22 protein-coding genes are annotated in these 23,864 nt (G+C 75.3%); 19 read left to right on the top strand and 3 right to left on the bottom strand.

Features of this window, described 5'->3' with window-relative positions; translation table 11 throughout:
- The first annotated feature begins 438 nt into the window (after nucleotides 1–438).
- The 5 genes from ACFYU9_RS15265 (at nucleotide 439) to ACFYU9_RS15245 (ending at nucleotide 6,234) form a co-directional block, all read left to right on the top strand.
- Nucleotides 439–1,719 (top strand): MFS transporter, encoded by a 1,281-nt coding sequence (locus tag ACFYU9_RS15265; protein ID WP_389217554.1) that lies wholly within the window; start codon nucleotides 439–441, stop codon nucleotides 1,717–1,719.
- Nucleotides 1,716–2,762 carry a TolB-like translocation protein gene (locus ACFYU9_RS15260; RefSeq protein WP_389217551.1) on the top strand — a complete coding sequence of 349 codons (1,047 nt, stop codon included), beginning with the start codon at nucleotides 1,716–1,718 and terminating at the stop codon, nucleotides 2,760–2,762. Before ACFYU9_RS15265 ends, ACFYU9_RS15260 begins: the two co-directional genes overlap by 4 nt.
- A 171-nt stretch (nucleotides 2,763–2,933) precedes the next feature.
- Nucleotides 2,934–3,584, top strand: coding sequence for a response regulator transcription factor (locus tag ACFYU9_RS15255; RefSeq protein ID WP_389217746.1), 651 nt, complete (start codon nucleotides 2,934–2,936; stop codon nucleotides 3,582–3,584).
- Nucleotides 3,584–4,231, top strand: coding sequence for a DUF4255 domain-containing protein (locus ACFYU9_RS15250; RefSeq protein ID WP_389344941.1), 648 nt, complete (start codon nucleotides 3,584–3,586; stop codon nucleotides 4,229–4,231). The genes ACFYU9_RS15255 and ACFYU9_RS15250 overlap by 1 nt, the downstream gene beginning before the upstream one ends.
- Nucleotides 4,228–6,234, top strand: a complete 2,007-nt coding sequence (locus ACFYU9_RS15245; RefSeq protein ID WP_389217544.1) for an AAA family ATPase — start codon at nucleotides 4,228–4,230, stop codon at nucleotides 6,232–6,234. The genes ACFYU9_RS15250 and ACFYU9_RS15245 overlap by 4 nt, the downstream gene beginning before the upstream one ends.
- 77 nt (nucleotides 6,235–6,311) lie before the next feature.
- Here ACFYU9_RS15245 and ACFYU9_RS15240 read toward each other — a convergent pair whose 3' ends face one another.
- Complete coding sequence (locus ACFYU9_RS15240) at nucleotides 6,312–7,883, bottom strand: hydrolase (protein ID WP_389344939.1); 1,572 nt, start codon at nucleotides 7,881–7,883, stop codon at nucleotides 6,312–6,314.
- Nucleotides 7,884–8,215: 332 nt separating this feature from the next.
- Between ACFYU9_RS15240 and ACFYU9_RS15235 the strand changes: the two genes are divergently transcribed.
- The 4 genes from ACFYU9_RS15235 (at nucleotide 8,216) to ACFYU9_RS15220 (ending at nucleotide 10,927) form a co-directional block, all read left to right on the top strand.
- Nucleotides 8,216–9,817: a phage tail sheath family protein gene (locus tag ACFYU9_RS15235; RefSeq protein WP_389217538.1), complete on the top strand. Its 1,602-nt coding sequence runs from the start codon at nucleotides 8,216–8,218 to the stop codon at nucleotides 9,815–9,817.
- A gap of 71 nt (nucleotides 9,818–9,888) precedes the next feature.
- Nucleotides 9,889–10,332, top strand: a complete 444-nt coding sequence (locus ACFYU9_RS15230) for a phage tail protein (RefSeq protein WP_389217535.1) — start codon at nucleotides 9,889–9,891, stop codon at nucleotides 10,330–10,332.
- Nucleotides 10,332–10,775, top strand: coding sequence for a hypothetical protein (locus ACFYU9_RS15225; RefSeq protein WP_389217532.1), 444 nt, complete (start codon nucleotides 10,332–10,334; stop codon nucleotides 10,773–10,775). Before ACFYU9_RS15230 ends, ACFYU9_RS15225 begins: the two co-directional genes overlap by 1 nt.
- Nucleotides 10,772–10,927, top strand: a complete 156-nt coding sequence (locus ACFYU9_RS15220; RefSeq protein WP_389344937.1) for a hypothetical protein — start codon at nucleotides 10,772–10,774, stop codon at nucleotides 10,925–10,927. Before ACFYU9_RS15225 ends, ACFYU9_RS15220 begins: the two co-directional genes overlap by 4 nt.
- Nucleotides 10,928–11,879: 952 nt before the next feature.
- Here ACFYU9_RS15220 and ACFYU9_RS15215 read toward each other — a convergent pair.
- Complete coding sequence (locus ACFYU9_RS15215) at nucleotides 11,880–12,758, bottom strand: hypothetical protein (RefSeq protein ID WP_389344935.1); 879 nt, start codon at nucleotides 12,756–12,758, stop codon at nucleotides 11,880–11,882.
- A 610-nt stretch (nucleotides 12,759–13,368) separates the two neighbouring features.
- On the opposite strand from ACFYU9_RS15215, the gene ACFYU9_RS15210 reads away from it, so the two are divergent.
- From ACFYU9_RS15210 to ACFYU9_RS15175, 8 genes are read left to right on the top strand one after another with little or no spacing between them, the layout of a single operon-like run.
- Nucleotides 13,369–13,875, top strand: coding sequence for an extensin (locus tag ACFYU9_RS15210; RefSeq protein WP_389344933.1), 507 nt, complete (start codon nucleotides 13,369–13,371; stop codon nucleotides 13,873–13,875).
- Between the two features lie 30 nt (nucleotides 13,876–13,905).
- A complete protein-coding gene (locus tag ACFYU9_RS15205; RefSeq protein ID WP_389217524.1) occupies nucleotides 13,906–14,343 on the top strand; it encodes a phage tail protein in 438 nt (145 codons plus the stop codon).
- Between the two features lies 1 nt (nucleotide 14,344).
- Nucleotides 14,345–15,100, top strand: coding sequence for a LysM peptidoglycan-binding domain-containing protein (locus tag ACFYU9_RS15200; protein ID WP_389217521.1), 756 nt, complete (start codon nucleotides 14,345–14,347; stop codon nucleotides 15,098–15,100).
- The gene (locus ACFYU9_RS15195; protein WP_389217518.1) at nucleotides 15,097–16,911 is read left to right on the top strand and encodes a VgrG-related protein; all 1,815 of its coding nucleotides are present in this window, start codon (nucleotides 15,097–15,099) and stop codon (nucleotides 16,909–16,911) included. Before ACFYU9_RS15200 ends, ACFYU9_RS15195 begins: the two co-directional genes overlap by 4 nt.
- A 31-nt stretch (nucleotides 16,912–16,942) precedes the next feature.
- Nucleotides 16,943–17,341: a GPW/gp25 family protein gene (locus tag ACFYU9_RS15190; protein WP_389217515.1), complete on the top strand. Its 399-nt coding sequence runs from the start codon at nucleotides 16,943–16,945 to the stop codon at nucleotides 17,339–17,341.
- 10 nt (nucleotides 17,342–17,351) lie between these two features.
- Nucleotides 17,352–19,346 carry a putative baseplate assembly protein gene (locus ACFYU9_RS15185; protein WP_389217512.1) on the top strand — a complete coding sequence of 665 codons (1,995 nt, stop codon included), beginning with the start codon at nucleotides 17,352–17,354 and terminating at the stop codon, nucleotides 19,344–19,346.
- Nucleotides 19,343–19,939 (top strand): phage tail protein, encoded by a 597-nt coding sequence (locus ACFYU9_RS15180; protein WP_389344931.1) that lies wholly within the window; start codon nucleotides 19,343–19,345, stop codon nucleotides 19,937–19,939. The genes ACFYU9_RS15185 and ACFYU9_RS15180 overlap by 4 nt, the downstream gene beginning before the upstream one ends.
- The gene (locus ACFYU9_RS15175; protein WP_389344930.1) at nucleotides 19,932–21,053 is read left to right on the top strand and encodes an NADase-type glycan-binding domain-containing protein; all 1,122 of its coding nucleotides are present in this window, start codon (nucleotides 19,932–19,934) and stop codon (nucleotides 21,051–21,053) included. The genes ACFYU9_RS15180 and ACFYU9_RS15175 overlap by 8 nt, the downstream gene beginning before the upstream one ends.
- Before the next feature lie 14 nt (nucleotides 21,054–21,067).
- Here ACFYU9_RS15175 and ACFYU9_RS15170 read toward each other — a convergent pair whose 3' ends face one another.
- A complete protein-coding gene (locus tag ACFYU9_RS15170; protein ID WP_389344928.1) occupies nucleotides 21,068–21,637 on the bottom strand; it encodes a HutD family protein in 570 nt (189 codons plus the stop codon).
- A gap of 169 nt (nucleotides 21,638–21,806) precedes the next feature.
- On the opposite strand from ACFYU9_RS15170, the gene ACFYU9_RS15165 reads away from it, so the two are divergent.
- Both ACFYU9_RS15165 and ACFYU9_RS15160 read left to right on the top strand, forming a co-directional pair.
- A complete protein-coding gene (locus ACFYU9_RS15165) occupies nucleotides 21,807–22,010 on the top strand; it encodes a cold-shock protein (protein ID WP_389217499.1) in 204 nt (67 codons plus the stop codon).
- A gap of 87 nt (nucleotides 22,011–22,097) precedes the next feature.
- Entirely contained in the window at nucleotides 22,098–23,849 is a 1,752-nt protein-coding gene (locus ACFYU9_RS15160) for a DEAD/DEAH box helicase (protein WP_389217496.1), read from the top strand.
- Nucleotides 23,850–23,864 lie beyond the last annotated feature (15 nt).

Here is a 23,864-nt window from a genome sequence, read left to right as displayed (position 1 = left end):
TGGTCCGGATCGGCTGGCTGGTCAGATATGCGCGCAAGGCGGCATCGCGGCACGGCACCCCAGGTGCCGGGCCGCGCGGATCCCGGCGCGCCTAGCTGGTGATGAGAGAACTGATGAGAGAACCGATGAGACAGCAGTGACAGCTGTGGCAGCTGGGACTGCTGGACATGACGAGACGGGCAGTCGGCGTCGAAGCGTCGACGCTTCGGCCGCCTGCCGGTGAAACCCCCACGAACACCCCCTGCGCACAGCGCGAACGTTGTGCTCAACTCGCAGCGTACAACGGGAAGATAGGCGCACAACACGGTGACGATGACGCCTTTCGCGGAATTGGTGGCAAGCAGTCTCGAAGCCGCACCGATCGCGCCCTTCCGGCACGGTCCGCCGGTTACAGTGGCCCCGCGCTCACCCGCTCGACGAGGCTGGAGTCCCTCACCCGTGTATCTGGCCGACCGTTCCGCGCCCCGGGGCCCATCGGACCCGTCCGGCACGACCACGACGGCGCCGGGCCGCGGACCGCGCGCCGCGCTCCGCGCGGTCCCGCCGACCGTGCTGGCCCTCGGCACCGTCAGTCTGATCACCGATGTGTCCAGCGAGATGGTCAGCGCCGTGCTGCCGCTGTACCTGGTGATGGGCCTCGGGCTGAGCCCGCTGGGCTTCGGCATGCTCGACGGGCTGCAGAACGGGGTGTCCGCCCTGGTCCAGCTCACCGGCGGCCACCTCGCCGACCGGGTGCGCGACCACAAGCTGGTGGCCGCGATCGGGTACGGCCTGTCGGCGCTGGTGAAGCCGCTGCTCCTGGTCCACCACCTGGGCGCGCTGGGCGCCGCCCTGGCCCTGGACCGTACGGGCAAGGGCCTGCGCACCGCCCCGCGCGACGCGCTGATCTCGCTGTCGGCGCCGCCGGAGCGGCAGGGCCGGGCGTTCGGCCTGCACCGGGCGATGGACACCACGGGCGCGCTGCTCGGCCCGATGGCCGCGTTCCTCATCCTGGGCGTGGCCACCGGGGGTTACGACGCGGTGTTCGCGGTCAGCGGGTGCGTGGCGGCGCTCGGCGTGCTGGTGCTCCTGCTGTTCGTGCCGGGCGGCAGGCGGCCGGCGAAGCCGGATCCGTCCGGGCAGCCGAAGGTGGATCTGCGGGCGGCCTTCGGCCTGCTGCGGACCCGCCGCCTGCGGGTGCTGTTCGGCTGCGCGGTGCTGCTGGGGCTGACCACGGTCAGCGACGCGTTCCTCTACTTGCTGATGCAACGCCGTACCGGGCTCGACGAGCAGTTGTTCCCGCTGCTTCCGCTCGGCACCGCGACCGTGTTCCTGCTGCTCGCGCTGCCCGTCGGGCGGCTCGCGGACCGGGTGGGGCGCCGGAGCGTGTTCCTCGCGGGGCACGCCGGGCTGCTCGTGGCGTACGGGCTGCTGCTGTGGGCGCCGGCCACGCCCGCCCTGCCGTATCTGGTGCTCGCCCTGCACGGCGCCTTCTACGCGGCGACCGACGGCGTGCTGCCGGCGGCCGTGGCCGCCGTGGTGCCGGAGCGGCTGCGGGCCAGCGGCATCGCCCTGGTCGGCACCGGTCAGGCACTGGCCCGCTTCTGCTGTTCCCTGGCCTTCGGCGCCGTGTGGTCCACGTGGGGTGACGGCCCCGCGCTCGCCGCGGCGGCCGCCGGCCTCGCCTGCTGCGCGGCGGCCGCCGGCGTGGCCCTGCGCCCCTCGGGAGATCCGCGATGACCCTCACGCCGCTGCGCCGTCTGCTCGTCCTCGCCGCCGGGGTGCTGCTGCTCGCGGGCGTCGGGGCCTGGTCGGTGCTCTCGGCGGCCGACCGGGCGGCGGAGGAGAACAAGCCGCGCCCGGGCGGCCCCGCGTTCGCGGACGGGAAGGTGACCCTGGACGCGCCGGGCCGGATGGTCTTCCGCAACACGGCCGCGGGCCCGCGGCGCGACCGGCTGGTCTCCGTCCCGGTGGCCTCGCCCGCCGGCGCGGTCCGCACCGCCTCGGACGTCAGCTGCCTGCGCTTCCACTCGGCCGCCGGCACCGGTGTCTGCCTCCAGTCCACCACCGTGCTCGGCCGACCCGCCTACCGCGCGCAGATCCTCGACGCGCGACTGCGCACCGTGAGGTCGTATCCGCTGGCCGGCATCCCGAGCCGCGCCCGGGTCTCGCCGAGCGGGCACCTGGCCGCCTGGACGGTGTTCGTGAAGGGCGAGTCGTACGGCTCGGCGTTCTTCTCCACCCGCACCGCGATCCTCGACACCCGCGACGGGACGTTCGCGGCGAACCTGGAGGAGTTCCGGATCGTCCTGGACGGCCGGCCGTACCGGAACGCCGACGTCAACTTCTGGGGCGTCACCTTCGCCACCGACGACGACACCTTCTACGCCACGCTGAGCACCCAGGAGCAGACCTACCTCGTGCGCGGCTCGCTCTCCGCCCGTACGGTCACCACGGTCGCCCGGAACGTGGAGTGCCCGTCGCTGTCGCCGGACGGCACCCGGGTCGCGTACAAGAAGCGGGTGCTCGGCAAGAGTGCCCTGTGGCGCGAACACGTCCTCGACCTCAGGACGTTGAAGTCCACGCCGCTCGCCGAGAAGCGCAGCGTCGACGACCAGGCGGTCTGGCTCGACGACGCGACGATCGGCTACGCGATGCCCGCCGAGGACCGGGCCGACACCGACGACACGTGGACCGTACCGGCCGACGGCACGGGCACTCCGAAGGTCCTGTACGAGGACGGCTCGGCCCCGCCGCGGACCGTTGCAGCGGCCACGCATTAGCACCGCGGCAGCGGAACGTTAGTGCGAGGCGGAAGTCTGTCGTACACACCGTGGCCGACTCTTCGCCGCGGACCGACGACGGAAGGGCTGCGGCCGTCCGGCCCGGTACCCCGACCAGGTGCCCGGTGGGACGCGGACGGCCGCACAAGGGGGAAAGTGCAGGTGGCTGACGTGCTCACCATGCGGGTGTCGGTGACGGTCCACTCGTCCGATCCGCTCAGCAAGGCGGGACTGATCAGCCACTTGAGGCATCAGCCGGCCATCGACGTCCGCTCCGGGCCGGAGGAGCAGCCCGCGGACGCGCCGCACATCGCCGTGCTGATCGCGGACCGGATCGACGAGCCGACCACGGCCGAACTGCGGCGTCTGGGACGGGACATGGACCAGCGGGTCGTGCTCGTCGCCCGCGAGCTGCGCGAGCCCGACCTGCTGACGGTCGTCGAGTACGGGGTGCGCGCGATCATCTGGCGCCACCAGGCCACCGAGCAGCGGCTGCTGAGCGCGATCCACAGCGCGGCCAAGGGGGACGGGGAGCTGCCGCCGGACCTGGTGCGCCGGCTCCTCGACCAGGTCGGGCGGCTGCAGCGGGCCACGACGGCGGGCGCGGCCGTGAACGGAGCGGTGCCGCTGTTCGGGATGGCGCCGCGCGAGGTGCAGGTGCTGCGGCTGCTCGCCGAGGGCTTCGAGACCCGCCAGATCAGCGAGCAGCTCGCGTACTCCGAGCGCACCGTCAAGAACATCCTGCACGCGCTCATGACCCGGCTCCAGCTCACCAACAGGGCGCATGCCGTCGCGTACGCGCTCCGCGAGGGTTACATCTGATGTTCCACGAGATAGACGAGGCCCTGGGCCGGCTGCTCGGCACGGCGGTCGCGGGCGAGGTGGCGTTCGACGCGCCGACCCGCGACTGGGCGGCCCGGCGCAGCGCGCCGACGCTCAACGCGTACCTCTACGACATCCGCGAGGACGTAACACGCCGGGAGCGCGGAGCGCTCGCCGAGCGGGACGCGCACGGGGTCGTGACGCGCCGGATCCAGCCACCGCGCTGGTTCCGGCTGTCGTACCTGGTGACCGCCTGGACGGCGCAGCCGAAGGACGAGCACCTGCTGCTCGCCGGCGCGCTGGCGGCGCTGCTGCCGCACGAGGTGCTGTCCGGGGAGGCGGTGCCGGCGTCCGTGCGCTCGCTCGCCCCGACGCTGCCGCTGACGGTCGCGGCGCCGCCCGCCGAGTCGCGGTCGCTGGCGGAGATCTGGTCGGCGCTCGGCGGCGAGCTCAAGCCGTCGCTCGACGTCGTCATCAGCACGCCGTTCCCGGTCACTCCGGTGTACGACGTGGCGCCGCCGGTCACCGACGCGGAGATCACCGTCCGCGGGACGGGCGGAGCGGCGGGCGCGGACTCCCGGCCCCGCACGCTGCGCCGCCGCGCCGGCACGCGGGACGGGAGACTTCAGGACGGGAGCGAGACGTGAGCGACCTGCTCGAAGTGATCGATGCGCTGCGGGAGCGGGTCGCCGCCGTCGTGGAGGCCCGCAGCGCGGGCGACCCGACCGCGGCGGATCCGCTGCGCGGTCTGTACGTCACCGAGGAGACCGCGCGCCGGCTCGCGGCCGAGCCGGTCCGCGCGTCCGCGCCCGGTAGCGGTGAGCCGCTGCCGGGTGACGGCGGCGGGCCGCCGGCGGAGCGGCTCGCCGCGCTGACCCGGTCCTTCGGTCTGTCCGCGCTCGACGCGCACATCCTCGTCACGGCCCTCGCGCCGGACGTGGACCGGGGCTTCGAGGCGCTGTACGGGTATCTCAACGACGACGTCGGACGGCGCCGCGCCACGGTGCAGCTGGCGCTGGAGCTCGCCGGCACGGGCGCCTTCGACGCGGCCGCCCGCGACCGCTTCCATCCGGCGGCGCCGCTGCGCGCCGGGGCCCTGCTCGACGTCGAGGACGAGGAACGGCCGCTGCCCGGGCGGGCGTTGCGCGTACCGGAACGGGTGATCGCGCACCTGCTCGGTGACGACGGCCGGCTGGACGCCCATCTGCTCGGCGCGGGCGTCGCGTTGCTGCCGCCGGCGGAGTCCGCCGAGGCGGCCCCGTCCGCGCTCGCCGCGCGGGTCGCGGCCGCCGGTCCCGTCACCGTACATCTGCGCGAGCGGGTGCCCGGCGCCGCCGCCGACGCCGTGGTGGCCGCGCTGCGCGCGGCCGGGCGGCCCGTGCTGCGCTGCCGCCCGGCGTCGGCGGCCGCTCCGGACTCGGCGGAGGCGGCCCGCACGCTGCTCAGGGAGGCGCGGCTGCGCGGGGCGGCCGTGGTCGTCGAGCCGCTGCCGGCGGAGCCGGGTCCGCTGGTGCGGGCGCTGGCCGGGCACGGGGTGACGGTGGTCCTCGCCGGCACCGACGCGCCCGACCCGGGCTGGCTGCCGGACGGGGACCTGGTGGCCCTGGAGGCCCCGGGCGACACCGTGGCCGCCGCCGGTGCGCTGTGGCACCGCGAACTCGGCTTCACCGAAGGCGACTTCGACCTGGACGAGGCCACCGCCCCGTACCGGCTGAGCGGCGAGCAGATCCGCCGGGCGGCCCGTACGGCGCGGGCGCTCGCCGCGTTCGAGGGCACCGCGCTGACCCGCGCGCAGGTGCAGCGCGGGGCCCGGCTGGTCTCGGCGCCGCTGCTCGACAGCCGCGCACGCCGGGTCCGGCCGGCCGTCGGCTTCGCCGACATCGTCCTTCCCGAGGAGCCCCTCGGATTGCTGCACGAGCTGACGGGCCGGGCCCGCGACCGGGACCGGGTGCTCGGCGAGTGGCGGCTGCGCACGGGTGGCGGCCGCGGCCGCGGCGTCGTCGCGCTGTTCGCCGGGGAGTCGGGCACGGGCAAGACGCTCGGCGCCGAGGTCGTCGCGGGCGAACTGGGCCTGGACCTCTATGTGGTGGACCTGTCCTCGGTCGTCGACAAGTACGTCGGCGAGACCGAGAAGAACCTGGAGCGGATCTTCGTCGAGGTGGACCGCACCGACTGTGTGCTGCTCTTCGACGAGGCCGACGCCGTCTTCGGCAAGCGGTCGGAGGTGAAGAGCTCGCACGACCGCTACGCCAACCTGGAGAGCGCGTACCTGCTCCAGCGCCTGGAGGCGTTCGACGGGATCGCCGTCCTCACCACCAACCTCCGGGCGAACATCGACGAGGCGTTCACCCGGCGGCTCGACCTGGTCGTGGAGTTCCCGTTCCCGGACCCCGGGCAGCGGGTCGTGCTCTGGCACGCCTGCCTGGCCGGCACGCCGCGGGAGCCGGGGGTCGACGAGGAGATCGTGCGCTGCGCCAAGGAGTTCGAGCTGGCGGGCGGTGCGATCCGGTCGGCCGCGACGACGGCCGGCTATCTGGCGGCGGCCCGGGGCTCGGGGGTCACCGCCGAGGACGTACGGGCCGGGGCGCGGCGCGAGTACCGCAAGGCGGGCCGGCTCGCACCGGACGCGGGAGTGCCCTGGGCGCCGTGACGCCCGGCCGCGGACACGGAAGGAGGGGGCCACCCACCCGGGTGACCCCCTCCTTCGTACGGTCGTCCGCTTCCCGGCTAGCGCACGGAGCCGCCGAGCATCTTGCGCAGCACCGGCCAGTCGACGGTGCCGTTCGCGGGCAGTCCGACGGCCGACTGGTAGGTGCTGATGTGGTCGGAGACGTTGCTGTCGTAGGTGCTCGGGGTCTCGTTGCCGTTGCGGAAGTAGTCGACGCCCCGGGTGGCGTACGAGCGCATCCGCTTGAGGTCGGCGTCGCTGAAGTCGCGGTTGTACGCCCACCAGAACGCGGCCATCACCTGCGTCGTCTGCATGCTGCGCCCGCCCTTCTGCACCTGGTCGGGCCGCACGCCCTGCACCCAGAGCGAGGTGAGCGTGGCGCGTCCCAGGGTGCCCTCCTCGTCCGTGTCGAAGATCGCGGCCGAGTTCTTGCCCTGCTCGACGCCGGACTGGACGACCGCGCGCTGGTAGCAGATGAGCGAGGCGCGGGTCGGCGCGTCGATCACGCCGCGGGTCCAGCGCTGCGTGAGCCGGCACGGGTTGTCCTGGGCCATGGAGGCGAGCCGCTCCTGCGCGAACTCGACGACCACGTCGGGCTGGTTGCCGTAGCGCCACGGCGGGACGGGCTTCGCGGCGGGCGGCGCCGCCGGCTGCCCGCCGGTGTTGTCGCCCGGCGGGTTCCCGCCGCCCGACCCGCCGTCGCCACCGCCTCCGTCGGCGGGCGGCCGCGCTCCGCCGCCGGACGGCGGGGTCGGGCCGCCGCCGGGGTCGCCGGGCACGGGCGCGGTGGCACCGGGCGGGGGCGGCGGCGCCGTGGGCAGCTCGTCGCCGTCGCCCTGCGGCGCCGGCACGGGCGCGCCCGAGGCCCGCAGGTCCTTGGCGGCGCTGACGATCTTCGGGGAGAAGCCGAACCAGAGCACGGCGAAGGCGATCGCGGCGCTCATCAGGAGTCCGCCGACGACCATCAGCCAGGCGCCGACGACGGGGCGCTGGTCGAAGGTGGCGTCGAGGTCGAGCGAGGTGTCGTCGCCGGACCGCCGGACGGCCACGGTGAAGCGGTGCGACTCCTCGCCGCCGGTCCACCGCACCGCCTGCGGCCGCACCGCGAGTTCGGCGAAGGCGGCCCGGCCCGGCTCGACCCGCACGGCGTTCGGCCGCACGTCGAAGACGAGCCGGTTGGCGTCGTCCCGCGCCACGAGCGACGCGGTCAGCGGGGTGTTGCCGACGTTGTCCACGGCGATCCGGGCCCGGCCGCGGAACCGGCCGAAGAGCGCCGGCGGCAGCAGTTCGGCGCGCGCCTCGGTGAACGGCGTGACGGTCAGCTGCCCTTCCACGACGTCGCGGGCGGCCGGGTTCTCGCGCGGTTCGACGCGGACGCCGTACGGGATCGGCCCGGCGGCCACGTCCGGCGAACGGGGCGGGGCGAAGGAGATCTCGGCGGTCGCCTCGCTGCCCGGGTAGAGGCGGAGGACCTCCGGCTCCACCCGGGACCAGCCCGAGGGTTTGCCGACCAGCGAGAGGCGGTACTCCTCGACGGTGTCCCCGGTGTTGCGCACCCGCAGCCGGGCGGAGGTCCGGGCGCCCGGCTCGACGGTCGTATCGGCCGGGTCCAGAGAGGTCCACATGGTCATGGGCGGAGGCTAGGTCGCCGCCCGGGGCCAGCGGTTGCCCTTGCGTCCCTGGTCAGGGGCAGGATGCCGTGACCGCGCGGGTCGCCGGAGGGCCGCTTTCGGCTTCCCGCGGGATGGCGGTGCGGGCGGGTGCACGGCGCCCGGTCGTGCCCGCGCGGCCACGCGTCGTTGCCCGCGCGTTGCCCTTGTCCTCCTCGCCGCGCACCCGCGGCCCGGGCGAGAGTCGGTGGCGTCAGGACGCCGACGACGACCGCGGATGCCGCACGGCCCGCGCAGGCGCCCGCCGCCACCGTCCGATCCCGTGATCGAGTGATCCAGGAGAGCCACGCCCCATGCCCACCTACCTGTCCCCCGGCGTCTACATCGAGGAAGTCGCCCGCGGCTCCCGCCCCATCGAGGGCGTCGGCACATCTGTCGCCGCCTTCGTCGGACTCGCGCCCACCGGACCGCTGAACGAGCCGGTGCTCGTGACCAACTGGTCCCAGTACGTGGCCTCGTTCGGCGACTTCACGGACGGGTACTACCTCGCCCACTCCGTCTACGGCTTCTTCGACAACGGCGGCACCGCCGCCTACGTCGTCCGGGTCGGCGGCGGGGACGCGCAGGGGGCCACGCGGGCCGTCGCCGCGGTGACCGCGGGCCAGGCGCAGGCGCAGCCGCAGCTCGTGCCCGGGGACGCCGTCGCTCTCGGCACCTTCCGGGTCGCCGCCATCGCCGCGGGCACCGAGGCCGGCGGGGCGCTGACCGTCGAGGTGCAGGACGTGGAGGGCGAGCCGGAGCGCTTCAAGCTCGTCGTCAAGGACGGCGAGAAGGTCGTCGAGAGCTACGACGCCTCCGCCAAGAAGAGCGCCCGCAACTACGTGGTCACGCAGGTCAGGCAGCGTTCCGCGGTGATCGTCCTGGAGGAGGCGGCGGCCGGCGGCCAGCTCGCCCGGCCCGAGGCGCAGTCCGTGACGCTGGCCCCGCCCGCGCCCGCGCCCGCTTCCGCGCCGGCCGCGGTGGCGCCGGGTGCGGCCGAAGCGGCCCTGGAGTCGGCGCAGTTCATCGGCGATTCGGCCGACCGCACCGGCTTCGGCGGCCTGGAGGCGTACGACGAGATCAGCATGGTCGCCGTGCCCGACCTGATGGCCGCCTACCAGCAGGGCCTGATCGACGCGGAACAGGTCAAGGCCGTCCAGCTGGGCCTCATCGCCCACTGCGAGCTCATGGGCGACCGCATGGCCATCCTCGACCCGCCGCCCGCGCTCAACGCGCGCGACGTGCGCAAGTGGCGCCAGGAGTCGGCCGGTTACGACTCGCGGTACGCCGCCGTCTACTACCCGTGGATCAAGTCGTTCGACCCGTCCACCGGCCAGACCCGCACCGTTCCGCCGTCCGGCCACATGGCCGGCGTCTGGGCCCGCAACGACGCCGAGCGCGGCGTGCACAAGGCCCCCGCCAACGAGATCGTGCGCGGGGCCGTCGACCTCGAACTCCAGATCACCCGCGGCGAGCAGGACCTGCTCAACCCGATCGGCGTGAACTGCATCCGCGCCTTCCCCGGCCGGGGCATCCGCGTGTGGGGCGCCCGTACGCTCGCCTCCGACCCGGCCTGGCGCTACCTGAACGTCCGCCGCTACTTCAACTACCTCGAGGAGTCCATCCTCGTCGGCACCCAGTGGGTCGTCTTCGAGCCCAACGACGCCTCGCTGTGGGCCCGTATCCGCCGCAACGTCTCGTCCTTCCTGGTCAACGAGTGGCGCCAGGGCGCGCTGTTCGGCCAGCGGGCCGAGGACGCGTTCTACGTGAAGTGCGACGAGGAGACCAACCCGCCGGAGTCCGTGGACCTCGGCCGTGTGGTCTGCGAGATCGGCATCGCGCCGGTGAAGCCGGCCGAGTTCGTCGTGTTCCGGCTCGCGCAGTTCCAGGGCGGCGGCGGGGAGCTGGAGGAGTGACCCGCCCCGCTCCCCTCGCCATTCAGACCTCTCCCGCATCCCGGACCCACGCAACAGGAGTGTGACCCAGCATGTCCCTCGACACCGGTGACGCCCTCACCAGTCACAATTTCGGCCTCCAGATCGACGGGGTCATGGTCGAGACCCTGCAGGAGGTCAGCAGCCTCTCGATGGAGCAGGACGTCATCGAGTTCCAGCAGGTCACGGCCGACGGCAAGCCGATCATCAAGAAGCTGCCCGGCGTGAAGAAGGCCGGCGAGTGCACGGTGACGCGCGGCGCCACCCAGTCTCCCGCCTTCACCGAGTGGATCTCGGCCTCCATCGCCGGCGACATGGGCTCGGCCCGCAAGGACGCCTCGATCATCTTCATGGACTACCAGCAGCAGGAGGTGAAGCGGTACAACCTGCGCAACGCCTGGTGCACGAAGGTCGAGCTCAGCGCGACCAAGGCCGGTGACGCCTCCGCCCTCACCGAGCAGGTCACCATCACCTTCGAAGAACTCACGCTCGGCTGATGCGGCGCGAGGGATCGACGGCGGTGGCGCCGGGGCCGGGGCCGGCCGTGGGCACCGAACGCCGGCAGGAACCGCTGCGGACGGAGTTCGAGTTCGAGCTGCCCCGCGGCTTCGTGGACGAGTCGGGCACCGTGCACCGCACGGGCGCGATGCGCCTGGCCACCGCCCGGGACGAGCTGGTGCCGCTGCGGGACCTCCGGGTCCGGGAGAACCCCGCGTACCTCTCCGTGGTCCTGCTCGGCCGGGTCATCACCCGCCTGGGCACGCTCCCGTCGGTCCACGACGGGACCGTGGAGAACATGTTCGCCTCCGACCTGGCCTTCCTCCAGGACTTCTACCGGCAGATCAACGCCGAGGGCCACACCCGGGCCGCGGTCGCCTGCCCGCACTGCGAGGAGTCCTTCGAGGTCGAACTCGCCGGGAGCCGCCTGGGGGAATCGTGACGTACGCGGCCGACCGGATCGAGGAGGAGACCGCGTACCTCGCCTTCCACTTCCACTGGGGCGTGGACGACATCCTCGATCTGGAGCACGCCGACCGGCGCGGATTCGTGGCCCGGGCGGCGGCGCTGGTCGAGCGGGCGGCGCAGACGTAACAGCACTACGGGAAAGGAGGTCGGAGAAGGTGGGAATGTTCGAGAGGTGGGGGCGGCGCCGGAGGCAGCGCGACGCCGCGAATGACGCGGCGGACGCGGTGAGCACGGTGGACGCCGGTGTGACCGGGCCGACGGCGTCCGGCAGCGCGTGGCGGGCACTGCCGCCCGTCCAGCGCGTGCTGGACTCTCCGCGTCCCGTCGCCGAGCCGGCCTTCGCCGGCTACCTCGCGACCCACTGGAACCCCTCCTTCCACAGCGACCTCGGCCACGGCGCGGTCCCGGACGCGCCGGGCGGCGTGCTGCTGGACGCGGTGCGCGCGGTGGCTCCGGCGGAGCGGCCGACGGGCGCGGAGCTCCCGGGCCTGCGGCTGCCGGCCGTCGAGCCCGCCGCGGCTGCGGGCGAGGGCGCGGCGCGGGCTGTTCAGCGTGCCGCCGCTCACGCGAAGGGCGCGGCCCGACCGGCCTCGGCGTCGACGCGGAGCGGGGACACGGGAGCGGACGCGATGCGCTCCGCGACCGACGTGCCCACGCTCCGGAGCGACGGCGCGGCGCCGGCGCGGGCGGTTCAGCGCGCCGCCGCTCGCGAGGACGGCGCGGCCCGACCGGCCGCGACACCCACGCGCGGCGCGGCACCCGCCCCGTCCGTTCAGCGCACCGCCGGTCGCACGGACAGCACTGTCCGACCGGCCGCGACACCCGCACAGCCCGTTCAGCGCACCACAGCCCGCAAGGACAGCGCGGCCCGACCGGCCGCCGCACCCACGCGCGACGCGGCATCCGCGCCGTCCGTACAGCGCACCACCGGTCGCCCGGACAGCACCGTCCGACCGGCCGCCGCACCCACGCGGGACGCGGCACCCGCACAGCCCGTTCAGCGCGCCGCCGCTCGCAAGGCCAGCGCGGCCCGACCGGCCACCACGCCCACGCCGGACACGGCACCCGCACAGCCCGTTCAGCGCGCCGCCGCTCGCCCTGGCGGCGCGGTCCGGTCTGCCTCGGCGTCCACGCCGAACCCGGGCGCGGACATCTCTCGTACGGCTCCGCAGGCGCCTGCCGTCGTGGCCCAGCGCGCGACGGGAAAGCCCGACGGACAGGGTGCGTCGGCGTCTCGGCCGGTACGGGACGGTGCTGCCGCGCCCGCGGTCCGGCCCGCGGAGGCGAGCGCGACGCAGTCCGTCGCACGAGCGGCCGCGGCGGAGGGCACGGCGCCCGCCACGCGTACGGCTCCGCAGGCGTCCGGCACGGCGCGCCCGGTGCCCGTCCAGCCCGCGCCCGTACGACGCTCACCGCTGCTCACGGCCCGCCCCGCGCAGCCGCCGCGCCGGCTCGCTCCGGCGAGCGTGGCCCGGTCCGCCGGGCCGGCGGCGCCGGGAACGGCTCCGGTCCAGCGGGCAGCGGCTCCGGCGGCGGCCACGCCGACGACGCGGACGGCACCGGTCCCGCCGGCGGACGCGGTCGTCCCGGCCGATGCCGGCCCGGCCATGACGGCCGTGCAGCGGGCAGCGGCCTCCCCGGCCGCCCGCACGGACGCCCCCGTCGGCGCCGTCCGCCCCGGTGGGCCGGCGAACCCGGGCGCGACCACCCCGGTCGGCACCGTCCTGCCCGGTCGTACGTCCGCGCCGGGCGCGGCACCCGTCCAGCGCTCGACGGCGCCCGCGAGCTCCACGACCACCCGGCCCGCCGCACCGGCGCACCCGGGCCCGACGCCGATGACCGGCACCACCGGGCCCGGCGGCCCGGCGCCGCTCCAGCGCGCGACGACGCCCGGGCCCGCGCCCACGGCCGACACCACCCGCACCGCCGACGCCGGCCAGGCGCGCACGGCGGCCACGGCCGCCACCGCGCCCGTCCCACGCGCCGCCCCGCACACGCACGCACCCGCGAAGGGTCCGGCCGGCCGAGCCGACGCGGCCCGGCGCACGGCGGCCGTCCCGCCGCACGGCACGGCCGCGGCCGCACCCGGCGCCGCGCCCGTCCAGCGCACGCCCGCGTCTGCGGCTCCCGCGGCGCCCTCCTCCGTACCCCCCGTCACCGCGCCGGAGTCCTCCGCCTCCGGCCGGTCCCCGAGCTCCTCGGTCCCGGTGTCCCCCGCCGGGACCGAGGTCCCTCCCCTCCGGCAGCGTCCCGCCGTGCGCCGTTCGCGGCGCGCGCCGGGTGCCGGCTGGACCGCGACGGCGTCCGCGCCGCAGGTCCCGCCGGTCCGGCCGGGGCTCGGCGCGCCCGTGCAGCGTGCGGCGGCCGAGCCGTCCGCGCCGCGAGCGAACACCGTGCCCCGGCGGTCACCGGTCGGCGCGCCGATCACCCCGGCGCCGCCGGCCCCGGGCCCCGCCCCCGCAACCGCCGTGGCACCGGCTCCGGCACCGGCGACGCCCCCGCCCCCGCCTCCCGCGCCCGAGCCTCCGGCCCGGCGCGCACCCGAACGCCCGGTTCCGCTCCCCCTCGTGACGGTCACCGACGTTCCCCGGGCCACCGCGCCGGCCGTGCAGCGGCGGGCCACCCGCCCGCTCACCACGTCCCGTCCGCTCGCGCCCCGTCAGGCGCCCCCCGCGCCCGCACCGGTCACGCGCCCCGTTCCGCCGGGCCCCGCCCGGCCCGTGGTCCCGGTGGCGCCGCCCCCGGCCGCGGTCCAGCGCCGGAGCGCCCCGAGCAGCGGCCCCGCTGTCACCCCGACGCCCGCGCCGCCGGCTCCCCGAGCGGCGCAGCCCGCACCACCCGTCACCCGCACCACGTCCGTCCCGGCCCCCGTCCAGCGCACCGCCGCCCCGGCCCCGGCCCCGGCACCGGCTCCGGTCACCGCCTCCGCCCCGCCGGCCGACGCCTCCGCCGTATCACCCACCCACCTCGACGAGCTGGCCCGTCGCCTCGTCACTCCCCTCTCCCGTCTCCTGCGCGCCGAGCTCCGCGCCGACCGTGAGCGCGTCGGCCGCCTCCGCGACCACTCCAGCTGACCCCTCCGCCTATCCGAGAGACCCGCCACCATGCCCACCCCGCAGGACCCCGCCTCCACCGTCTTCTTCAAGCTGACCATCGACGGCCAGGACCTCGGCCTGTTCAACGGCTGTGACGGCCTGTCCTCCGAAGTGGAGGTCGAGCAGCGCCAGGAGGGCGGGAACAACGGCTTCGTCTGGCAGCTGCCGACGCGGGTGACCTTCTCCACGATCCGTCTGACGCGCCCGCTCACCCCGGACACGGCGAAGGTGGCGGCGTGGATCTCCTCGCTGGCGACCGGGATCACGCGTCCGACGGCGCAGATCGCGGCGCTGCGCGCGGACCGCTCGGTCGTGGCGCAGTGGGGGCTCGTCGAGGTGCTGCCGGTCCGCTGGACGGGGCCGACGCTCGACCCGGCCAGTCCGGCCGTGGCGACGGAGACGCTGGAGATCGCGCACCACGGGTTCACCGACGCCGGAGGGGCCTGAGATGGCCGCGCCGATCGGCGGGACGGCGGCGCGCGGGCTGTCGCGGGCGGCGCTGTCCATCCACCAGCCGCCGACGGATCTGGACGGGCCGCTCGGCGGGCGGCTGGGCGAGGTTCGGTTCCAGTTCAATCCGGACCAGCTGCGGCTGAGCCGGGCGGCGGACTGGCACACGGAGCCGGCCGTCGCGTACACGCGCGGCGCGCCGCCGAAGTTCACCGGCAGCCGGCCGGCCTCGATGGACGTGGAGGTGTTCCTCGACGCGTCGGGGACGCCGTCGTCGACGGTGGTGCAGCAGCAGGTCGAACTGCTGCTGTCCTGTTGCGAGGTGACGCAGCAGAGCGTGGAGTCGAAGGCGCCGTCGCCGCCGTGGGTGGAGTTCTCCTGGGGTTCGTTCTCGACGGTGCGGTTCGTCGCGTACGTGACGTCCGTGGCCGCGACGTACACCCTGTTCAGCCCGAGCGGCGTGCCCCTGCGCGCCACCTGTCAGCTGTCCCTCACCGAGATCGCGACGGCGACCAAGCGGCAGAACCCGACCTCGGGCGCGCTGTCGGCGCGGCGGACGCACCGGACGGTGTCCGGGGACTCGCTCGCGTCGCTGGCCTGGCGGGAGTACGGCGACGCGACGCGCTGGCGGCTGATCGCCGAGGCCAACGGGATCGACGACCCGATGCGGCTGCGCCCGGGCACGGAGCTGCTGCTGCCGTCGGCCACCGACGCGCAGGAGACCCACACACCTCAGAGCAAGGGCACCCGATGAGCGAGAAGACCTTCACCACCGTCCTGCACGTGCAGCTCGACGGCACGCTGCTGCCCGATCCACTGGCGGTGCGGCTCACCGAGGGCTGGGTGGACGCGAGCGTCAACGTCCCGTCGGCGTTCCAGCTGACGTTCAGCGACAAGGACGGCACCCTCACCGAGAAGTTCCCGTTCCTGAAGGTGGGCGCGATGGCGGTGCTCTCGCCGTTCACGGACGGCAGGCGCGGCGAGCCGATGCTCACCGGCGAGGTGACGGCCGTCGAGGTGGACGCGGCGCCGGGGCACGGGCGCTATCTGATCCTGCGCGGGTACGACCCGGGGCACCGGCTGCTGCGCAACCGGCGGATCGAGGGCTACCCGAACATGACGGCGTCCGACATCGCCCGCCGGCTGGCCGCCCGCTGCGGCATCCCGGTGGGCCGGATCGACGCGACGCCGACGGTGTACGAGCTGGCCACCCAGCCCAACATCACCGACTGGGACTTCCTCTCCCGGCTGGCCCGGGAGAACGACGTGCGGCTCTCCCTCGACCCGGCCGGCCGGCTGGTGTTCGCCGCGCTGCCGCCGGCCGCGACCGCGCCCGCCGACACCACTCCGGCGGCGCAGAGCCCGTACGTCCTGGACTTCGGGCACAACACCCTGCACAGCAGGGTGTCCGTCACCGCCGCCGGCCAGGTCCGCACGGTCGACGTGCGCGGCTGGGATCCCCGGACCAAGCAGGCGCTGTCCTCCCCGACGCCCGCCGTCGGCAGCGGCGACATCGAGTCCGACATCACCCCGGTGCAGCTCTCCGAGCCCTTCGGTCCGGCCGAACTGGCCTCGACGGCAACGCCGTTCACGACCCAGTCAGAGGTGACGCAGGCCGCCGCCGCGCTCGCGGACGACGTCGCCGGCTCGTACGCGGAGCTGGAGGTGGCGGTCACCGGCAACCCCGCGCTGAAGCCGGGGCAGCCGGTGGCCGTGCGCGGTGCGGGCTTCCCGTTCGAGGGCCGCTACACGGCGACCGGGGTGCGTCATGTCTTCGCGTCGGGGCGGCAGTTCACCACCTGGCTGACGGTGTCCGGCCGGCAGTTCCGTTCGCTGTACGGGACGGCGTCGGGCGGCACCGAGCCGGCGCCGGCGATGCCGGGCGTCGCGGTGGCACTGGTGACCAACACCAAGGACCCGCTGTCGCTCGGCCGGGTCAGACTGCGCTTCCCGTGGCTGTCGGCGACGTACGAGAGCTCCTGGTGCCGGGTGGCGCAGCTCGGCGGCACCGGGGGCGGCGGGCTGGTGCTCCCGGAGGTCGGCGACGAGGTGCTGTGCGCCTTCGACCGGGGTTCCCTGGAGCACCCGTACGTGCTTGCGGGGCTCTACAACGGCGTGGACCGGCACACCCCGGCCACCGACGGGGTGCCGCCGGTCGATCCGACGAGCGGGCGGGTGCAGTGGCGGGCGCTGACCTCGCGCAGCGGCCACACCGTCGAGCTGCGCGAGGCGGGCGGCCGGACCCGGGCCTCGCACGGCGTGCGGCTGCGCACCGGTCAGGGGAAGCTGAGCATCGAGCTGAACGAGGCCCGCACGACCCTGACCATCGACAGCGACGGCACGGTCACCATCTCGGGCGCCCGGGGGGTCACCGTCGAGTCGGGGGCGGATCTGACGCTGTCGGCGCAGGGGCGGATCAGCCTGGACGCGAAGCTCGGCGTGGACATCAAGGCGGGGACGAAGTTCAAGGTGTCGGCGCTGACCCAGGCCGTCCTCAACGCGCCCGCGATCGTCACCTCGACCGTCCCGATGCCCAATCCGGTCGCGGCGAACCTGCCGTTCTGAGCCCGGCTGCCCATCCGAAGGGGGACCTGTCATGAGTGAGCGCTTCGTCGGCGCGGGCTGGGCGTTTCCGCTGCGCACCGGCCCGAGCGGGGCGATCGCCCTGGTGCGGCGCGACCGCGAGATCGAGGAGTCGATGCGGCTCGTGCTCGCCACCGCGCCGGGCGAGCGGCCGATGCGGCCCGAATTCGGCTGCGCCGTCCACGAGTTGGTGTTCGCGCCGGTCAACGACGCGACGATGGGCCGGATCCGCTACGAGGTGATGTCCTCGCTCGACCGCTGGGAGCCGCGCATCGAGGTGGAGGAGGTCACCGTCGCTCCGGCGCCCGGCGAGCCGACGACCCTGCACATCGACGTCCGCTACCGGGTGCGCGGCGCCAACAACCCGCGCAATCTCGTCTTCCCCTTCTACGTCATCCCCTCCGAGGACTGAAAGCCCCGCCATGGCCCTGCCCGCACCCCATCTCGACGACCGGCGCTTCCAGCAGTTCGTCGACGACGCCAAGCGCTATGTCCAGCAGGCGTGTCCCGAGTGGACGGACCACAACGTCTCCGACCCCGGCGTGACCCTGATCGAGGCCGTCGCCCACATGGCCGACCAGCTCGTCTACCGGCTCAACCGGGTCCCGGAGAAGAACCATCTGGCCTTCCTGGACCTGCTGGGCGTGACGCTGTTCCCGCCCGCCGCCGCGCACGCCGAGGTCACCTTCCGGCTGTCCGCGCCGCAGCCCGAGCCGGTGCTGCTGCCCGCCGGCACGGAGGTCGCGACCGGGCGGACGGAGACGGAGGAGGCGGTCGTCTTCGCGACGGTCGCCGATCTGACCGTCGTGCCGTGCGCGTTGACGCGGCTGCTGCGCCAGGAGGCGGGCGGCGCGCCCGAGGACCGCACGCAGGACGTCCTCGGCGGCACGGACGTGTCCGTCTTCACGGCGTCACCGCGCGTCGGCGACGCGCTGCTGCTCGGCCTGTCGGCGGCGGTGCCGGACTGCGTCCTGGTGCTCGACCTGGACAGCCGGGTGGACGGCGTCGGCGTGGACCCGCGCCGGCCCCCGCTGGTGTGGGAGGCGTGGACGACCGCCGGCGGGTGGACCGTGTGCGAGATCGACGAGGACTCCACCGGCGGGCTCAACCGGCCGGGCGAGGTGGTCCTGCACATGCCGTCCGGGCACGCGCTGTCGCGCCTCGGCGGTCACGAGGCGGGCTGGGTGCGCTGCCGCGTGGTCGAGCCGGTCGCCGGTCTGCCGTCGTACAGCGAGTCGCCGACGGTACGGGCCGCGGGCGCCTTCACCATCGGCGGCACGGTGCGCGCGGCGCACGCGGAGACGGTCCGGGACGAGCAGCTGGGCGAGTCCGAGGGGGTGCCCGCGCAGCGCATCCGGCTCGCGCACGCGCCCGTCGTGGACCGGCCGCCGCTGCTGCTCCAGGTCGCCGAGCGCGCCCCGGGGGACGGCGGCGCGGACGACGGGGACCCGGACGCGGTCTGGGAGGACTGGACGGCCGTCCCCGACTTCGCCTCGTCCCGGCCCGGCGACCGGCACTTCACGCTGGACGCGGCCACCGGCGAGATCGCCTTCGGCCCCGCCGTACGCCAGCCGGACGGCACCGTGCGGCAGTTCGGCGCCGTCCCGCCGAAGGGCGCGGCGATCCGCGCGGTGCGGTACGGCACCGGCGGCGGCCGGGCGGGCAACGTGGCCCGGTCGACGATCAGCGTGCTGCGCAGCTCCATCCCCTACATCGCGCGGGTCGAGAACCGCGAGGCGGCGCGCGGCGGGGTGGACGGCGAGACCGTCGAGGAGGCCAAGGCCCGGGCGCCCATCACCCTGCGGGCCCAGGAGCGGGCCGTGACCGCCCGCGACTACGAGGAGCTGGCCCGGCGGGCGGCGCCGGAGGCCGCGCGGATCTCCTGCCTGGCGGCGGACGCGGCCGAGGCGGGCGAGAACGCCGTCCGGGTCCTGGTCGTGCCGCAGGCGGTGCACGACCGGGGCGGCCGGCTGCGCTTCGAACAGCTGGTGCCGGGCGAGGAGTTGCTGTCCCGGGTGAGCGGCTTCCTCGACGAGCGCCGCCCGCTGGGCACCCGGCTCGCCGTGGGGCCCCCGTACTACCAGGGCGTGACGGTGGTCGCGACGCTGCACTGCTTCCGGGCGGCCGGGGCGGAGCGGGTGCGTGCCGAGGCGCTCGACTCGCTGTACGCGTACCTGGACCCGCTGACCGGCGGCGCGCACGGCGAGGGCTGGCCGTTCGGACGGCCGCTGCGGGCCGGCGAGATCTTCGCCGCGCTGCAGCGGGTGCCGGGCGTGGAGCTGGTGGACGAGGTCCTGCTGCATCCGGCCGATCCGCTGACCGGGCGGCGCGGCGACGCGACGGACCGGATCGAACTGGCGCCGTCCGCGCTGCTCTTCCCGTTCGACCACCACGTCCGCGTGATCGAGGCGCGGTGACGGGCCCGGTGGGCGGCTCCGCGCGGGGTACGGTGCCGGGGCTCGCGACCGCGCACCCGCTGGGCGCGGCGCTGCCGGCGGTGTACGCGGAGGACGAGTTCGGGCAGCGGTTCGTGGCCGGCCTGGACGTGGTCCTCGCCCCGCTCTTCCACGTCCTCGACTCCCTGGAGGCGTACTTCTCGCCCGCTCTCGCGCCCGCCGACTTCGTCGACTACCTGGCCGGCTGGGTCGGCGCGGAGCTGACGGGCGCCGAGCCGCTCGCGCTGCGCCGGCAGGCGGTCGCCTCGGCCGTCGCCCTGCACCGGGTGCGCGGCACCCGCCAGGGGCTCGCCTTCGCGGTCCGGCTCGCCTTCGGCGTCATGCCGGAGATCACCGAGAGCGGCGGCGCGAGCTGGTCGGTCCGTCCGCTCGGCCCTTTCCCGGGCGCCCCCGAGCCCGGGGTGCACGTCACCCTCCGGGTCGCCGACCCCGCCGCCGTGGACCCGTACCGCCTGCGCGCGGTGGTGGCCGCGGCCCGGCCCGCGCACCTGCCGTTCACGGTCGCCGTGGCGGCCACGTCCCGAAGCTCCGAAGGAGACCGATCCCATGAGTGACGCGCCCGCGTCGACCCGCCCCTGCCCGGACTGCGCGAGCCCGGTGCGCACGACCGACCAGTCGTTCTGCGACAGCTGCGGGGCGTTCCTGCGCTGGAGCGGACGGTCGGACGAGGAGCCGGGCGCCGAATCGCGCGCGGCGGCGCGCACGGAAGCGCGCGTGGAACCGCGCGTGGAACCGGGTGCGGAGCCGCGCCAGGAGCGGCGGGAGGAGCAGCGTGAGGAACGGGGCGAGGAGCCCGCGCCGTCGCGGGAGCGGGCCACCGGTCCCGAGGACACCGTCGTGCGCTCCCTGCTGGTCCCGGTCCCGGAGCACGAGGAGGACGAGCCCCCGGCCGTCGCCGCGCCCGTGCTCCCCGCCCGCCCGGAGGCCGCCGCGCCCACCGTCCGCACCCCTGAGGCGGCCGCCCCGGCCCCCGGCGGACCGCCGTGCCCGGCCTGCGCCCGCCCCAACGCCCCGGGCCGCCGCTTCTGCCGCTTCTGCGCGACCCCGATGGACCCGGAGCACCCGGCCGCGGCCGACGGCCCGTACGCCGGCCAGCGCCCCGGCCTGCCCCGCGACCGGCGCCGCTGGATCGCCCGCGCGCTGGTCGCCGCCGGTGTCGTCACCGTGGTGGTGGGCGGAGTCGTCGGCGGGCCGCCGGCCGCCCGCGCGGTCCAGGACCACTTCGCCACCCGCGTCGCGGTCCTCCCCGTCGCCTGGACCGCCTCCCACTCGGCCCCGAAGCAGGCGCCCGTGCTGGCCGGCGACGGCTACTCCAACACCTGGTGGGGCACCGGCTACGCGGGCGACTCGGCCGGCCAGTACCTGGAGGCGCGCTTCGGCGAGCCGACCGACCTGCTCAACGTCCTGATCACTCCGGGCAGTTCGAAGACCACCACCCAGTCCGACGGCCAGGCCACGCCGCGCACCTTCGACCTCGTCGTCACCGACTCCTCCGACACCGCGCACGTCTCCCACCACACCATCAACGACGGCGGCGTCCAGCGTCTCGACGTCCGGGTCCGCGACGCGATGTCGGTGCGGCTGGTGCTGCGCTCGGCGTGGCGGGCCGACCCGCGCAAGCAGGTGGCCGTGGCGGAGCTGGAGTTCTTCGGCCGGTCGGTCTCCTGACCCGCTCCGGGGCCTCAGACCCGTACGGGCGTGACGGTGACGACGGCCGTCACGCCGTCGACGTCGAAGGCGGCGCTCTCGCCGCCGGAGAGCAGGACGGCGTCGAAGCGGCCGAGCGTGGTGCCCGCGGTGACGGCCGCCGTGCCCGCCAGCGCGATCACCAGGGTCACCGTCCCGTCCGCCGGGGCGGCGGAGAACCCTTCGCGCGTGACGCGCACGTCCGCCGTCGCGGCGGTGCGGCGGGTCATCACGTTGAAGTCGACGAGCGGGCCGCCGAGGAGCCGGCAGTCGGTGGCCGCGTCGCCGGAGAAGGCGAAGGGCCGGTACGGCTCGGCGACGGTGTGCGGGGTCCCGTCGACGGTCAGCTCCATGCCGGGGCCGTCGACGACCGTGATGATCCGGTCGACGCCGGGAAAGGCGGAGAAGGGGCCGCCGGCCGCGACGTCGGCGAGGCTCACCCGCCAGACGAAGTCGTCGAGGCCCGAATCGGCCGGGCCGGCGGCGACCTCGCGGGTCACGCCGCCGCCGTTGCGCCAGGGCGTCGCCGGCCGGTCGAGTGCCCTGAGCAGGCGTCCTGCGGTCATGTCGTCGTCAGCTCCTTCGGTGCGGTCTCCACACCGTGCTACAATTACGGGGTTGCAGTTGTGGTACCCATGAACCTATGCGCGCCTGACGGGATTGCTTCTCCATCAGGCGCAAATTTTGTTTTCCGGCATCTCCGGATGGGGCCTCTGCCTACAGAAGGAGAAGATCATGGCACAGGGAACCGTGAAGTGGTTCAACGCCGAAAAGGGTTTCGGCTTCATCGAGCAGGACGGCGGCGGCCCGGACGTCTTCGCCCACTACTCGAACATCGCCACCCAGGGCTACCGTGAGCTCCGCGAGGGCCAGCGGGTCAGCTTCGACGTGACGCAGGGCCAGAAGGGCCCGCAGGCGGAGAACATCGTTCCCGCCTGATCGCCGCACGCGTATCCGCTTGCCGGGGTCCGCACCGTCATGGTGCGGACCCCGGTTTGCGCTGTTTCCAGGAAGGCAGACAACTGCATGTCCCGTAGGTCCCAGAAGTCGAACCGGCGCCCCTCGTCGCCGTCCCCGGCGCCGTCGCAGCCGAAGGAGTTCCGGCTGCCGGAAAGCACGACCCCCGCGCTTCCCGCCGTCGAGGACTTCGCCGGTATGGACCTGCCCGCAGGGCTGCTGAAGACCCTCGCCGCACAGGGCGTCACCACCCCCTTCCCCATCCAGGCCGCGACGCTGCCCAACTCGCTGGCGGGCCGCGACCTGCTCGGCCGTGGCCGCACCGGCTCCGGGAAGACCCTCGCGTTCGGGCTCGCGCTCCTCGCCCGTACGGCAGGACTGCGGGCCGAGCCCAAGGCGCCGCTCGCGCTCGTGCTCGTCCCCACGCGTGAACTCGCCCAGCAGGTGACCGACGCGCTCACGCCGTACGCCACCGCGGTGAACCTCCGCATGACCACCGTGGTCGGCGGACTGTCCATCACCCGGCAGGCCGCCGCCCTGCGGCGCGGCGCCGAGGTGCTGGTGGCGAGCCCGGGCCGGCTCAACGACCTCGTGGAGCGCGGCGACTGCGTGCTCGACGACGTCCGCATAACCGTGCTCGACGAAGCCGACCAGATGACCGACATGGGCTTCCTGCCGCAGGTCACCAAGCTGATCCAGCAGGTGCGGCCCGACGGGCAGCGGATGCTCTTCTCGGCCACCCTGGACGCCAACATCGACCGGCTGGTGCAGCGCTTCCTGACCGACCCGGTCGTGCACTCCGTGGACCCGTCCGCGGGCGCGGTGACCACGATGGAGCACCATGTGCTCCACCTGCTGGACGAGACCGACAAGAAGGCCGTCACCACGCGCATCGCGGCCCGTGACGGCCGGGTCATCCTCTTCCTCGACACCAAGCGGTCCGCCGACCGGCTCGCCAAGCGGCTCCTGGCCGTCGGCGTCCGGGCCGCCGCCCTGCACGGCGGCCGCAGCCAGCCGCAGCGCACCCGCACCCTGGAGCAGTTCAAGAGCGGTCACGTCACCGCGCTGGTGGCGACGAACGTCGCGGCCCGCGGCATCCACGTCGACGACCTCGACCTCGTCGTGAACGTCGACCCGCCCACGGACCACAAGGACTACCTGCACCGGGGCGGCCGGACGGCCCGCGCCGGCGGCACCGGCAGCGTGGTCACCCTGGTCCTGCCCGACCAGAAGCGGGACGTCACCCGGCTGATGTCCGACGCGGGCATCCGCCCCCGTACGGCCCGGATCACGTCCGGCGACGCCGAACTGGCCACCCTCACCGGCGCCCGGGAGCCCTCCGGCGTCCCCGTCACCATCGAGGTCCCCCAGCCGGCGGCGGCGCCGGCGGCGCCCCGCCGCGAGCGGAAGACCGGCGGCGAGCCGGGCACCCGGTCCGGCGGCTCGCGCTCCGGCCGTCGTCGCAGGAGCGGCGGCGCGGCGACGACGACGGACGCTCCCACCACCGGCACGGGCGGCGGCCGCGGCACGGGCCGCCGGACGTCCGCCGGGGCGGCGGGCACCGAGCGGCCTTCGGCGGGCGCCGGACGCGGCTCGGCCCGTCGCACCGGGGCCGGCGCCGGTTCCGGGGCCGGCAAGGCCGCGGGCGGCGCCGGCGGCTCGGGCGGCCGCGGCGCCGAGCGCCGGGGAGGGGACGGGGCGGCCCGCGGCACCTCCGCCAAGGCCGGGCGCGGATCCGGCCGGCGGACGCCGGCCGGCGGCAGCGGCTCGGGCGCGGAGCGCGGCTCCGGACGCGGCGAGCGCCGCACGTCCGCTTCCTAGCGCGGAGCGGGCCGC

The organism is Streptomyces sp. NPDC004327 (assembly GCF_042873935.1).
In the GTDB taxonomy this organism is placed as follows: Bacteria; Actinomycetota; Actinomycetes; order Streptomycetales; family Streptomycetaceae; genus Streptomyces.
Note: the sequence above shows the minus strand (reverse complement) of the source record. Positions and strands in the feature narration are given on the sequence as shown.

Excerpts from the sequence above, each read along its gene's own strand:
- ACFYU9_RS15225 (WP_389217532.1), top strand. The coding sequence starts at position 10,332 with ATGCGGCGCGAGGGATCGACGGCGGTGGCGCCGGGGCCGGGGCCGGCC.
- ACFYU9_RS15170 (WP_389344928.1), bottom strand. The coding sequence starts at position 21,637 with ATGACCGCAGGACGCCTGCTCAGGGCACTCGACCGGCCGGCGACGCCC.
- ACFYU9_RS15160 (WP_389217496.1), top strand. The coding sequence starts at position 22,098 with ATGTCCCGTAGGTCCCAGAAGTCGAACCGGCGCCCCTCGTCGCCGTCC.
- ACFYU9_RS15230 (WP_389217535.1), top strand. The coding sequence starts at position 9,889 with ATGTCCCTCGACACCGGTGACGCCCTCACCAGTCACAATTTCGGCCTC.
- ACFYU9_RS15190 (WP_389217515.1), top strand. The coding sequence starts at position 16,943 with ATGAGTGAGCGCTTCGTCGGCGCGGGCTGGGCGTTTCCGCTGCGCACC.
- ACFYU9_RS15235 (WP_389217538.1), top strand. The coding sequence starts at position 8,216 with ATGCCCACCTACCTGTCCCCCGGCGTCTACATCGAGGAAGTCGCCCGC.
- ACFYU9_RS15250 (WP_389344941.1), top strand. The coding sequence starts at position 3,584 with ATGTTCCACGAGATAGACGAGGCCCTGGGCCGGCTGCTCGGCACGGCG.
- ACFYU9_RS15165 (WP_389217499.1), top strand. The coding sequence starts at position 21,807 with ATGGCACAGGGAACCGTGAAGTGGTTCAACGCCGAAAAGGGTTTCGGC.
- ACFYU9_RS15175 (WP_389344930.1), top strand. The coding sequence starts at position 19,932 with ATGAGTGACGCGCCCGCGTCGACCCGCCCCTGCCCGGACTGCGCGAGC.
- ACFYU9_RS15260 (WP_389217551.1), top strand. The coding sequence starts at position 1,716 with ATGACCCTCACGCCGCTGCGCCGTCTGCTCGTCCTCGCCGCCGGGGTG.
- ACFYU9_RS15200 (WP_389217521.1), top strand. The coding sequence starts at position 14,345 with ATGGCCGCGCCGATCGGCGGGACGGCGGCGCGCGGGCTGTCGCGGGCG.
- ACFYU9_RS15205 (WP_389217524.1), top strand. The coding sequence starts at position 13,906 with ATGCCCACCCCGCAGGACCCCGCCTCCACCGTCTTCTTCAAGCTGACC.
- ACFYU9_RS15185 (WP_389217512.1), top strand. The coding sequence starts at position 17,352 with ATGGCCCTGCCCGCACCCCATCTCGACGACCGGCGCTTCCAGCAGTTC.
- ACFYU9_RS15195 (WP_389217518.1), top strand. The coding sequence starts at position 15,097 with ATGAGCGAGAAGACCTTCACCACCGTCCTGCACGTGCAGCTCGACGGC.
- ACFYU9_RS15240 (WP_389344939.1), bottom strand. The coding sequence starts at position 7,883 with ATGACCATGTGGACCTCTCTGGACCCGGCCGATACGACCGTCGAGCCG.